This window comes from Bacillus sp. S/N-304-OC-R1 (assembly GCF_019749375.1).
Taxonomy (GTDB): domain Bacteria; phylum Bacillota; class Bacilli; order Bacillales; family Cytobacillaceae; genus Cytobacillus.
Genome location: NZ_JACWFE010000013.1, coordinates 155,100 through 166,769 on the forward strand (window position 1 = coordinate 155,100; position 11,670 = coordinate 166,769).

12 protein-coding genes are annotated in these 11,670 nt (G+C 38.4%); all 12 read left to right on the plus strand.

Going from position 1 to position 11,670, the window contains the following annotated elements; genetic code table 11:
• Positions 1 to 50 precede the first annotated feature (50 nt).
• The 12 genes from deoB to lysA all read left to right on the plus strand — a co-directional run bounded on the left by deoB (position 51) and on the right by lysA (position 11,524).
• Positions 51 to 1,235 carry a phosphopentomutase gene (gene deoB, locus H0173_RS11365; RefSeq protein ID WP_221846637.1) on the plus strand — a complete coding sequence of 395 codons (1,185 nt, stop codon included), beginning with the start codon at positions 51 to 53 and terminating at the stop codon, positions 1,233 to 1,235.
• A 14-nt stretch (positions 1,236 to 1,249) separates the two neighbouring features.
• Entirely contained in the window at positions 1,250 to 2,074 is an 825-nt protein-coding gene (locus tag H0173_RS11370; protein WP_221846638.1) for a purine-nucleoside phosphorylase, read from the plus strand.
• 63 nt (positions 2,075 to 2,137) lie between these two features.
• The gene (locus H0173_RS11375) at positions 2,138 to 3,442 is read left to right on the plus strand and encodes a pyrimidine-nucleoside phosphorylase (RefSeq protein ID WP_221846639.1); all 1,305 of its coding nucleotides are present in this window, start codon (positions 2,138 to 2,140) and stop codon (positions 3,440 to 3,442) included.
• 181 nt (positions 3,443 to 3,623) lie between these two features.
• Positions 3,624 to 4,790 carry a D-alanyl-D-alanine carboxypeptidase family protein gene (locus H0173_RS11380; RefSeq protein ID WP_221846640.1) on the plus strand — a complete coding sequence of 389 codons (1,167 nt, stop codon included), beginning with the start codon at positions 3,624 to 3,626 and terminating at the stop codon, positions 4,788 to 4,790.
• 249 nt (positions 4,791 to 5,039) lie between these two features.
• Positions 5,040 to 5,390, plus strand: coding sequence for an anti-sigma F factor antagonist (gene spoIIAA, locus H0173_RS11385; RefSeq protein ID WP_221846641.1), 351 nt, complete (start codon positions 5,040 to 5,042; stop codon positions 5,388 to 5,390).
• 1 nt (position 5,391) lies between these two features.
• Positions 5,392 to 5,832 (plus strand): anti-sigma F factor, encoded by a 441-nt coding sequence (gene spoIIAB / locus H0173_RS11390; RefSeq protein WP_221846642.1) that lies wholly within the window; start codon positions 5,392 to 5,394, stop codon positions 5,830 to 5,832.
• Between the two features lie 11 nt (positions 5,833 to 5,843).
• A complete protein-coding gene (gene sigF, locus H0173_RS11395; protein ID WP_221846643.1) occupies positions 5,844 to 6,602 on the plus strand; it encodes an RNA polymerase sporulation sigma factor SigF in 759 nt (252 codons plus the stop codon).
• Between the two features lie 266 nt (positions 6,603 to 6,868).
• Positions 6,869 to 7,489 carry a stage V sporulation protein AA gene (locus H0173_RS11400; RefSeq protein ID WP_221846644.1) on the plus strand — a complete coding sequence of 207 codons (621 nt, stop codon included), beginning with the start codon at positions 6,869 to 6,871 and terminating at the stop codon, positions 7,487 to 7,489.
• Entirely contained in the window at positions 7,476 to 7,901 is a 426-nt protein-coding gene (locus tag H0173_RS11405; protein WP_221846645.1) for a stage V sporulation protein AB, read from the plus strand. Before H0173_RS11400 ends, H0173_RS11405 begins: the two co-directional genes overlap by 14 nt.
• A 32-nt stretch (positions 7,902 to 7,933) precedes the next feature.
• Positions 7,934 to 8,521 carry a stage V sporulation protein SpoVABEA gene (gene spoVAEA, locus H0173_RS11410; RefSeq protein WP_221846646.1) on the plus strand — a complete coding sequence of 196 codons (588 nt, stop codon included), beginning with the start codon at positions 7,934 to 7,936 and terminating at the stop codon, positions 8,519 to 8,521.
• Positions 8,496 to 9,977 carry a spore germination protein gene (locus tag H0173_RS11415; RefSeq protein ID WP_221846647.1) on the plus strand — a complete coding sequence of 494 codons (1,482 nt, stop codon included), beginning with the start codon at positions 8,496 to 8,498 and terminating at the stop codon, positions 9,975 to 9,977. The genes spoVAEA and H0173_RS11415 overlap by 26 nt, the downstream gene beginning before the upstream one ends.
• Positions 9,978 to 10,204: 227 nt before the next feature.
• Complete coding sequence (gene lysA, locus H0173_RS11420) at positions 10,205 to 11,524, plus strand: diaminopimelate decarboxylase (protein WP_221846648.1); 1,320 nt, start codon at positions 10,205 to 10,207, stop codon at positions 11,522 to 11,524.
• Positions 11,525 to 11,670: the final 146 nt, after the last annotated feature.

Sequence of the window (11,670 nt, forward strand, 5' to 3'; positions counted from 1 at the left end):
TAAGTTTCTAAATTATGAAACCGTATACATATATTCTAGGAGGAATTAATATGTCAGCTCATGCTTATAAACGAATTTTTGTCGTTGTAATGGATTCTGTTGGTATAGGGGAAGCGCCAGATGCCGAAAAATTTGGTGATAAAGGTGCGGATACTTTTGGGCATATTGCCGAAAAAATGAATGGCCTTAAAATGCCTAATATGGCAAAGCTTGGCCTTAGCAATATTCGTGAAATTCAAGGGGTTGAAAAAGCAGAAAAGCCGCTTGCTTTCTATACTAAAATGCAGGAAGCTTCAAATGGAAAAGATACAATGACAGGACATTGGGAGATCATGGGACTAAATATTAAAACTCCATTTCAAGTATTCCCTGATGGATTTCCAGATGAATTAATTTCCGAGCTTGAGTCTCGTACGGGGAGAAAGGTAATTGGAAATATACCTGCAAGCGGTACAGAAATTATTGTAGAACTTGGCGAAGAGCATATGAAGACAGGGGCTCTTATTGTCTATACATCAGCGGACTCGGTTCTGCAAATAGCTGCACACGAAAATATTATTCCTATTGAAGAGCAATACCGTATTTGCAAAATTGCCCGTGAATTAACTTTGAATGAAAAGTATATGGTCGGCCGTGTTATCGCTAGACCTTTTATTGGTGAACCAGGTAATTTCACAAGAACTTCTAATCGCCATGACTATGCCTTAAAGCCATTTAATCGCACCGTTATGTCTGAATTAAAGGATTCAGGTTTTGATGTGATTGCCATTGGAAAGATCTCTGATATTTTTGATGGCGAAGGTGTAACAGAATCTCTGAGAACAGTATCTAATATGGACGGAATGGATAAGTTATTGCAATCATTTGATATGGACTTCACTGGATTAAGCTTCCTAAATCTAGTCGATTTTGATGCACTTTATGGACATCGCCGTGATCCAATCGGCTATGGGAAAGCGCTAGAAGAATATGATGCCCGTCTTCCTGAAGTATTTGCTAAGATGCAGGAAGATGACTTATTAATTATTACCGCCGATCATGGGAATGACCCGGTTCATCATGGTACAGATCATACAAGGGAGTATGTGCCTCTCTTAATTTACGCGAAAAATATGAAAGAAGGAAAAGAGCTTCCAATTAGAGAAACCTTTGCAGACATTGGCGCAACCGTTGCGGAGAATTTCCAAGTAAAAATGCCTGCATACGGAAAAAGTTTCTTAACGGAAATAAAATAGGGGGAAGAGTTACAATGGATTATCAAAAAATTCAACAGGCTGCTCAATTTTTACAAGAGAAATATAAACAGCAGCCGGTCATTGGCTTAATTCTTGGTTCTGGATTAGGAGTATTAGGGGATGAGGTAGAGGAAGCAGTAAAAATTCCTTATAATGAAATTCCTAATTTTCCGGTTTCCACAGTCGAGGGGCATGCGGGGAATCTTGTCTTCGGATTACTAAATGGAGTTCCAGTAGCTGTTATGCAAGGCCGTTTTCACTATTATGAAGGATACAGCTTTGAAAAGGTAACATTTCCAATACGTGTTATGAAAGAGCTTGGTATCAGGCAGCTCATAGTTACGAATGCGGCTGGAGGTGTAAATGAACATTTTTCACCTGGTGATTTAATGCTCATTTCAGATCACATTAATAATATGGGAAGTAATCCATTAATAGGTCCAAATGATGCTCGTCTTGGTGTTCGCTTTCCTGATATGTCTGAAGCATACTCTGCTGAGCTTCGTATCGTTGCAAAGAAAATTGCAGCAAAGTTAAATATCCCGATTCAAGAAGGGGTATATGTTGGGAATACAGGTCCAACTTATGAAACACCCGCCGAGGTTCGCATGCTCCGGACCATTGGCGGGGATGCTGTCGGAATGTCTACAGTTCCAGAGGTTATTGTTGCTAGACATGCAGGTATGAAGGTGCTTGGGATTTCATGTATTTCTAATATGGCAGCGGGGATATTAGATCAGCCTTTAAACCATGAAGAGGTTATCGAAACAACAGAGAAGGTAAAAGCTCATTTTCTTTCATATGTTAAAGAAATTGTTGCAGAGATAGGGTCAGAGTAATGTTATTGCTTAAGCAAGCTTTGTCAGCAAGGCAGAAATCTAGAAACGGATCGGTGATTGACAATGAGAATGGTTGATATTATTGAACAAAAGCGGGACGGAAAAGAGCTGACTTCAGAAGAAATCCAATTTTTTATAAAAGGATACACAGACGGTTCCATCCCTGACTACCAGGCAAGTGCTCTAATGATGGCTATTTATTTCCAGGGGATGACGGAAAAAGAGAGAGCAGATTTAACAATGGCCATGGTTCAATCCGGGGATCAAATTGATTTATCAAAAATAGAAGGCATAAAAGTAGATAAGCACTCAACTGGCGGTGTTGGCGATACAACGACACTTGTATTAGGACCATTAGTAGCTGCTGTTGGAGTTCCAGTTGCAAAAATGTCTGGCCGCGGACTCGGGCATACTGGTGGAACAATTGATAAGCTTGAATCAGTTGACGGATTTCATGTTGAAATCGAAAATGAAGAGTTTATAAATCTAGTGAATAAGAATAAACTTGCAGTGATTGGGCAAAGCGGAAATCTAACACCTGCAGATAAAAAGCTGTATGCCCTTCGTGATGTTACGGCAACGGTAGAAAGTATTCCTCTTATTGCTGGTTCAATTATGAGTAAGAAAATCGCTGCCGGAGCAGATGCTATTGTTCTCGACGTTAAGACAGGTGCTGGAGCTTTTATGAAAACACTTGACGATTCACGGGAACTGGCCAGTGCGATGGTTCGCATAGGAAATAATGTAGGCAGAAGAACGATGGCAGTTATTTCAGATATGAGCCAGCCGCTTGGTTTTGCGATCGGAAATGCCCTAGAAGTAAAAGAAGCTATTGATACGCTAAAGGGTGAGGGTCCTGGTGACTTAACAGAACTTTGCTTAACTCTAGGCAGTCACATGGTTTATTTAGCGAATAAGGCAGAAAATTTAAAAGAAGCACGTGAAAAGTTAGAAAGGGTCATAAAAGATGGAACAGCATTATCTGTCTTTAAAACCTTTTTAACATCACAAGGCGGGGATGCATCCATTGTTGATGACCCAAGCAAGCTGCCACAGGCAAAATATAAGGTTGAACTCCATGCTAAAGATGATGGATATGTATCTGAAATGATCGCGGATGAAATTGGAACAGCAGCCATGATTCTTGGTGCTGGACGGGCAACAAAAGAATCTGTCATCGATTTGGCGGTTGGCCTCGTTCTTCGGAAAAAAATCGGAGATCCAGTCAAGAAGGATGAATCACTTGTAACGATTTATAGCAATTTTGAAAATGTTTCTGAAGTTGAAAATAAGCTTTATGAGAGTATTCGAATTTCAAATAAAGCAGTAACCCCTCCTTTATTAATTCATGGAGAGATAACGGAATAAGGTTTATCAGCGCCAGAGGAAGTTTTTCTTCCCTGGTGTTTTTTTGTTTTCAAAGAAAAAGCTCATCAAGTTTATAAAATGTGCAATTTTCCATAAAAATATTCATTTTGTTCGCTTGTGATCTGTATATATTCCTTCCAAATGGAAAAGATGGAGGCTATAAAGAATGGAGGGTTATGTGATGAAACGAATAGTCTCTTTAATGATGATGACCTTATTATTAGCTTCTGTCTTTGTACCATCAGCTTTAGCTAGGGAAAACGGGGTTGAACTAGTTGAAAATGTAAAGTCTGCTATTTTAATTGAGCGTGACACAGGGGCAGTGCTATACGAGAAAAATAGTAATGAAAAACTTCCGCCAGCTAGTATGACAAAAGTTATGACGATGCTGCTCATTATGGAGGCAATTGATAAAGGTAAGCTTTCCATGGATGAAAAAATTCGTACAAGTGAGTATGCTGCTTCAATGGGAGGTTCTCAAATATTTCTTGAGCCCGGGGAGGAAATGACAACAAAGCAAATGCTAGAAGGAATTGCGATTGCCTCCGGTAACGATGCTTCTGTTGCGATGGCAGAAAGACTTGCAGGTTCTGAGGAAGAGTTTGTTAAGCTTATGAACAAAAAGGCGAAAGAACTTGGATTAAAGGATACAGAATTTAAATCTGCAACTGGGCTGCCAGGAAAGCAAGATTATAGTACTGCTCATGATATGGCCATTATGGCTAAGGAACTACTGAAATATGAAGGCATAACGAAATTTACAAGTACTTATGAATCTTACTTACGTGAAGGTACAGATAAAAAGTTTTGGCTTGTTAATACAAATAGGTTAGTCAGATTTTATCCGGGCGTAGATGGTTTAAAGACGGGATTTACAAATGAGGCTAAATACTGCTTAACTGCAACAGCACAAAAAGATGGAATGCGGGTAATTGCTGTTGTTTTTGGGGCGCCAACCTCTAAAGAACGTAATGCCCAAGTGACAAAAATGCTAGATTATGCATTTAGCCAATATAAAACCCACCCAATGTTTAAAAGAAATGTAACACTTGGTCACGTTGCAGTTAGTAAAGGGGAAAAGAAGAAAGTAGCTGCCCTGACAAGTGAACCGATCTCCTTGCTTACCAAAAAAGGGGAAAGCGTTGAAAATATTAAACAATCTATTGAAATCAATAAAAATGTAAAGGCACCAGTTAAAAAAGGAGACAAGGTTGGTACATTGAAGCTAATTCAAGATGGAAAAGTGTTAGTGGAAAGCCCGCTTGTCGCTAAAGAAGACAGCAATGAAGCCAATTGGTGGACTTTATACAAACGTGCAATTGGAATGTTTACAAAGGCAGGTCAATAGCTTAAAAAGAGAAAATGTCGAAAAGAAAAATATGCCTTCTACTTTTAGCGAATTAACACTAGTTTTGTCTTAAGGAAGGAAATGCGAGCTGGAATATCGAATTGGACTCACTATAAAAGGCCATAAAATATCATCGGGTAGAACATTAACAATCATTCTATTTGATGATATCGGTAGAGCCGATCCAAAAGCAGATGCGAAACTACTTACATCTGCCGTATGGATACTAGATGAAGGAGGCTATAAAGGGTGAGTCTTACAATTAATTTAGAAGTCAAAAGAGATGTTCTTTGTATTCGTCTAAGCGGTGAACTTGATCATCATTCGGCTGATGAGCTGCGTGAACGGGCGACGAAAGCAATTGAAGATTACGATATCCAGCATATTGTACTAAATTTAGATCAGCTATCATTTATGGATAGCTCAGGGCTTGGTGTCATTCTTGGCAGATATAAACAAATAAAACAGCACCAAGGGGAAATGGTCGTTTGTGCAATTTCTCCAGCCGTTCAAAGACTATTCGAAATGTCGGGATTATTTAAAATTATTCGCTTAGAACCGACAGAAGAATTTGCTTTGCAAAGACTGGGGGTTGCCTAATATGAAAAATGAAATGCATATTCAATTTAGTGCATTGAGCCAGAATGAATCATTTGCCCGTGTAACAGTGGCTGCATTTATTACACAGCTTGATCCTACTATGGATGAACTGACAGAAATAAAAACAGTTGTTTCTGAAGCAGTTACAAATGCTATTATTCATGGGTATGAACAAGATCCAAATGGTATGGTCTATATTTCCGTTAATATGGAGGACGGCTATATCGATATGTCGATTAGGGATGAAGGAATCGGCATCATGAATGTCGATGAGGCACGCCAACCGCTTTTTACAACGAAACCTGAGCTTGAAAGATCAGGAATGGGTTTTACAATTATGGAAAACTTCATGGATGAAATCGAAATTCAATCGCAACCGGGGAAAGGCACAGAGATCCGATTAAGAAAGCATTTATCAAATAGTAAAATGCTGTGTAATTAAGGAGTCTTGCTATGGATGTGGAGGTAAAGCTCGAAAAAGGTCAAGCATTTTTGAAGGATTATGAAGTGAAGGATCTGATTAAAAAGAGTCAGGCTGGTGATCAGCATGCAAGGGATACCATTGTTCAAAAAAACATGCGGCTCGTTTGGTCTGTTGTCCAGCGCTTTTTAAACCGGGGATATGAACCCGATGATCTCTTCCAAATCGGTTGTATTGGATTGCTAAAGTCTGTTGATAAATTTGATTTGAGCTATGATGTTAAGTTTTCAACATATGCTGTACCAATGATTATCGGAGAAATTCAGCGGTTTATTCGAGATGATGGGACAGTAAAAGTAAGTCGTTCTCTTAAAGAAATGGGGAATAAAATCCGGAAAGCAAAAGATGAATTATCAAAAACACTCGGCAGAATTCCGACTGTTAATGAACTTTCTGAGTTTCTGGATATTCCCCCAGAGGATATTATTCTTGCACAAGAAGCAGGACGGACTCCTTCTTCAATTCATGAAACTGTCTATGAAAATGATGGAGACCCTATCACCTTGCTTGATCAAATTGATGATGGCAACGAAGGAAAATGGTTTGATAAAATCGCCTTAAAAGAAGCTATTAATGAATTGGATGATCGAGAACGCTTAATTGTATATTTGCGGTATTACAAAGATCAAACCCAATCCGAAGTTGCAGCTAGACTTGGGATCTCGCAGGTTCAAGTATCCCGCCTGGAAAAAAAGATATTGCAGCAAATGAAAGACCGTATGGATCTATGATCCATACGGTTTTTTGGTTTTAGTAGGAAGTTTTACTTTACTTGAGTTCGAGAAATGTCTAGCTTCAGCGCCTACCCCCTCGAGGTCACAAGCCTATCCTCCCAGAAAGGTAAAGAACACCTTTCCGTGAGGACCGTCTTGTGCTTGTCGGGGGTGATCAAGGCGCTTACGCATTTCTTATTCATCCAACTATTGGTAATCATGAAGTTAATATATGTAACTCATACTACGTATATGAGTAAATCTATTTTTAGGAAGTGAGCAAAATGGAACAAACGGTATATATTCGATTGCGACATCGGTTGCAAGTTCGACCGCGAGCCTCCATTTTTCTAAAGGACATTGCACAGATGATTGCCAATGAAACGATTTATGAACGCCTAAACAATTTAAAGATATATGAGGTGAATGAAGGGGATCAAAATATAGTTGTGATCGATATCATGAAAGTTATTCATGATATTACGAATCAAATTCCTAATATCGAAATCCAAACAATAGGGCCATCACAAGTCATTGTCGAAGTAATTCCCAAAAAACGAAAGGTATCACTTCCACTGTTTTTTTTAGTTTGGCTCTTATTATTCTTCGGTGCTGCACTGACCATTATGAATTTTCATGAAGATGTAAGTATGCAGGAAGTTCAGCTTCGAATTTATACAATATTGACTGGAGAAGTGGATACGAAGCCTTTAATTTTCCAAGTTCCCTATTCAATTGGCCTAGGTTTGGGAATGATTCTTTTTTTTAACCATTTATTTAAAAAACGCTTAAATGAAGAACCGAGCCCGCTTGAAGTAGAAATGTTTAATTATCAAATGGACCTTGATAATTATATATCAATGAATGAAAACAAAGAAAGTATGAGAAAACTTGACGACCATTAATGTAATTGTTGTTGTTTTTATTGGTCTAGCCGGAGGTCTGGCGGTAGGTTCAGGATTTGTAGCGTTTTTAACTGTTTTTGGAATAATTCCTCGGCTTACACAGCTAACGAGAACAATGAAGATGGTCCGTTATTATGAGTGGGCTATTGTGTTAGGGGCTGTTATTGGTGCAGCTGCTACCTTGTGGAATCCTGTACTACATATTACACCCTATATATTAGTTCCAATTGGTTTAGCTTCTGGGGTATTTGTTGGAATGGTTGCAGCAGCCTTAACAGAAGTTCTTAACGTTCTCCCAATACTTGCAAAAAGAATTGGCATAGACGGACAAATTGTCATTTTACTAATGGCAATCGTTTTTGGAAAGATATTTGGGTCTTTATATCAATGGCTTTACTTTGTAAATCAATAATAGGTCAAATTGGAATGAAAGGATAATAATGTATGGAAGATAGGAGAAGCGTAATTATTATAACGGATGGGGATGATTATGCAAGAAGGACAATTGAATTTGTCGCAAAAGAGGTAGGAGGCAGATGTATATCATTATCCCATGGAAATCCAACCGTTTTGGATGGTCCACAAATAGTTAAACAAATAAAAAAAGCTTCTCATGATCCTGTCTTTGTCATGTTTGATGATAGCGGCTATGTAGGTGAAGGTATAGGAGAAAAGGCATTAAAATACGTAGCTCTCCACAAAGATATCGAGGTCCTCGGAATCATTGCTGTTGCTGCAAAAACAAGGCAGGCAGAATGGACAAGGGTCAATGTCAGTATTGACCGAGACGGAGAATTAACTCCTTATGGGGTGGATAAATTTGGAGTGCCAGAGCTTGAGATAGGAAGATTAAACGGGGATACCGTTTATTGTTTAGATGGACTGAATGTACCGATTATTGTCGGCATTGGGGATATTGGGAAAATGTCAAAGAAAGATGATCTTAAAAAAGGGTCCCCGATTACAAGAAAAGCAGTTGATCTCATTTTAGAAAGGAGCGGATATCATGTCAGATGCGAAAATGAAGAATAAAATGCCGATTCCAGAGTCGCTCGCAAAAATAGAAAAATATATGGAAGAACGAATTGGGCTTGGAGTGAGCTTTGATCTTGGAGTTAGAAAGCTTAATATCCTTCGGAAAGAAGTGAACATTTATTTTGTTAATGGGTTAAACGACTCTCAAATAATTGTTCACCTAATTGAAGAGCTTGTTAATATTAATGATAATGAAAAGCAATCCTCTAAACTATTTGAGATTATAGAAAACCGTTTAGTTCATGATTCAGTAGAAAAAATAAAAACAATGGATGAACTGGTTGACCAGGTTCTATCAGGGTTAATTGTCGTTGTTATTGAAGGAGAAACAACTGCATTTGTTATCGATGTTCGCAGTTATCCAGGGAGAACCCCACAGGAGCCTGATACAGAAAAGGTGATTCGCGGTTCGAGGGATGGATTTGTAGAAAACATTATTTTAAATACAGCACTAACGAGAAGAAGGATTAAGGATGAAAGACTTCGCTTTGAAATTACTGCAGTTGGAGAAAGATCGAAAACAGATGTTGTCATCGGATATATTAAGGATATTGCCGACCCAGATTTAGTAGAAATCATAAGAAAAGAAATCGAAGCGATTAATATTGATGGAATCCCGATGGCGGATAAAACAGTAGAAGAATTCCTATTTAAACAAGGATATGACCCTTTTCCATATGTTCGCTATACAGAGCGTGCAGACGTTGCAGCTACCCATTTACTTGAAGGACATGTTCTCGTATATGTCGATACATCACCAAGTGTAATCATTACGCCAACAACGTATTTCTACCATATGCAGCATGCAGAAGAGTATAGGCAGTCACCAGCAGTTGGAACATTTGAGCGGTGGATGCGTTTTATCGGTATAATTTCTTCTTTGTTCTTATTGCCGCTTTGGTTTTTATTTACTTTGGAGCCTTCGCTTTTACCCGAAAAGCTAGCATTTATCGGTCCTAATAAGGAAACGAATGTTCCTATCATTTTTCAGATTTTTATTGCTGATTTTGGGATTGAAATATTAAGGATGGCGGCCATCCATACGCCAACCCCGCTTGCAACAGCAATGGGTTTAATTGCCGCAGTTTTGATTGGTCAAATAGCTATCGATGTGGGACTTTTTGTACCAGAAGTGATCCTATATGTTTCTTTAGCTGCCATTGGAACCTATACTACCCCGAGTTATGAATTAAGTGTGGCGAATAAAATTACAAGACTTTGTTTCTTAATTGCGGTTGCCTTGTTCCATACGCCGGGGTTTGTCATATCAATAACGTTATTCATTTTATTGCTGGCAAGTAAGAAGCCGCTGAATACCCCATATTTATGGCCATTCATTCCATTTTATCCAAAAGCATTATTACAGGTCATTATTCGCAGGGCGGTGCCGGGATCCAAGCTTCGTCCAAGTATTAATCGTACTGGGGATCGCATTAGACAGCCAGTAAAGTGAAACTTCAATGGGAGGAGTTTTTCACCACCTTAATCTTCGATAAAATAATGAAATTGCCTAGTAAGTAGAGATTGTGATTAGCTTGAATTTATGTTAAAGTATTTTTAATATTTTAACTTGAAGAAATTTCTTAAAATAATTTAATAAATGATTTGATAATAAAATAGACAGATTCTCGTTAGATTCTGTCTATTTTTGATAAGTCTTACATGGGAAGAGGGAGAATAATGTATTTTCATGGTACTTCAAAGGTTAACAATAAAGGGCATTTAGAAATTGGCGGGGCAGACACGGTTGAGTTAGCAAAAAAGTATGGAACTCCATTATATATATATGATGTGGCATTAATTAGAGAACGTGCCCAAGGGTTTAAGGAGACGTTTGAAAACTTAAAGGTACCTGCTCAAGTTGCTTATGCAAGTAAAGCTTTTTCTACTATAGCAATGGTTCAGCTGGCCGAAGAAGAGGGGTTATCTTTAGATGTTGTATCAGGCGGGGAATTATATACGGCAATAGCAGCTGATTTTCCAAGGGATCGCATTCATTTTCATGGAAACAATAAAAGCAGAGAAGAGCTGGAAATGGCTCTAAAACATGAGATTGGCTGTATTGTAGTTGATAATTTCTATGAACTTGAATTATTAAATTCTATTTGTCAATCTATGAATAAGACTACAAAAGTTCTATTAAGGGTTACTCCGGGCATTGAAGCACATACACATGATTATATCCTCACAGGACAAGCTGATTCTAAATTCGGATTTGATTTACAAAATGGCCAGGCTGAAAGCGCTCTTAAAATGGCACTGAATTTTGAAAGAATAGAGGTACTAGGCCTTCATTGTCATATCGGATCGCAAATATTCGAAACACAGGGCTTTATTTTAGCCGCTCAGAAGTTGTTTAAAAAGCTGCATGATTGGAAAGAAGCGTTATCTTATGAGTCCAAGGTGTTAAATTTAGGCGGCGGTTTTGGAATTCGTTATACGAATGAGGATAAGCCTTTGCCTGCTGCTCAATACGTTGCTGAAATTATTGAAGAGGTTAAGAAACAAGCAGAAAAGTATTCTATGAAAATGCCTGAAATATGGATTGAACCTGGAAGATCTTTAGTAGGAGATGCAGGTACTACACTTTACAAAATTGGATCGCGTAAAGAAGTGCCGAATGTCCGTCAATATGTAGCTGTAGATGGTGGAATGAGTGATAATATTAGACCTGCGCTTTATCAGGCGAAATATGAGGCGGTTCTTGCAAACAAAGCACTTGAGAAAGCTGAGGAAACCGTATCAATTGCAGGAAAATGCTGTGAATCAGGGGACATGCTAATTTGGGACCTTCCGCTTCCGAAATCTGAAAGTGAAGACTTATTGGCTGTTTTTTGTACAGGAGCATACGGCTATGCAATGGCTAATAACTATAATCGTCTTCCAAGGCCAGCTGTTGTATTTGTAGAGAATGGCGAGGCTAAACTTGCTGTTAGACGGGAAACGTATGAGGATATCATTAGAATGGATCTTTCCATTAAAGAGAAGATTAATAATTAAGCTGCCTTTTTAGGCAGCTTTCACTTTAATTTTAGGGAGCATGGAAATAATTTTAGGTTTCGTGTAAAATGAAGTTGTCCATAGTTTATAAGATTTCATTAGGAGGGGCAACTAACGATTTATGAAGAAAAACAATTGGTTTCTTT

Bases quoted from the DNA above. Each gene is read 5' to 3' on its own strand.
- deoB (WP_221846637.1), top strand. From the start codon at position 51: ATGTCAGCTCATGCTTATAAACGAATTTTTGTCGTTGTAATGGATTCT.
- H0173_RS11370 (WP_221846638.1), top strand. From the start codon at position 1,250: ATGGATTATCAAAAAATTCAACAGGCTGCTCAATTTTTACAAGAGAAA.
- H0173_RS11375 (WP_221846639.1), top strand. From the start codon at position 2,138: ATGAGAATGGTTGATATTATTGAACAAAAGCGGGACGGAAAAGAGCTG.
- H0173_RS11380 (WP_221846640.1), top strand. From the start codon at position 3,624: ATGAAACGAATAGTCTCTTTAATGATGATGACCTTATTATTAGCTTCT.
- spoIIAB (WP_221846642.1), top strand. From the start codon at position 5,392: ATGAAAAATGAAATGCATATTCAATTTAGTGCATTGAGCCAGAATGAA.
- sigF (WP_221846643.1), top strand. From the start codon at position 5,844: ATGGATGTGGAGGTAAAGCTCGAAAAAGGTCAAGCATTTTTGAAGGAT.
- H0173_RS11400 (WP_221846644.1), top strand. From the start codon at position 6,869: ATGGAACAAACGGTATATATTCGATTGCGACATCGGTTGCAAGTTCGA.
- spoVAEA (WP_221846646.1), top strand. From the start codon at position 7,934: ATGGAAGATAGGAGAAGCGTAATTATTATAACGGATGGGGATGATTAT.
- H0173_RS11415 (WP_221846647.1), top strand. From the start codon at position 8,496: ATGTCAGATGCGAAAATGAAGAATAAAATGCCGATTCCAGAGTCGCTC.
- lysA (WP_221846648.1), top strand. From the start codon at position 10,205: ATGTATTTTCATGGTACTTCAAAGGTTAACAATAAAGGGCATTTAGAA.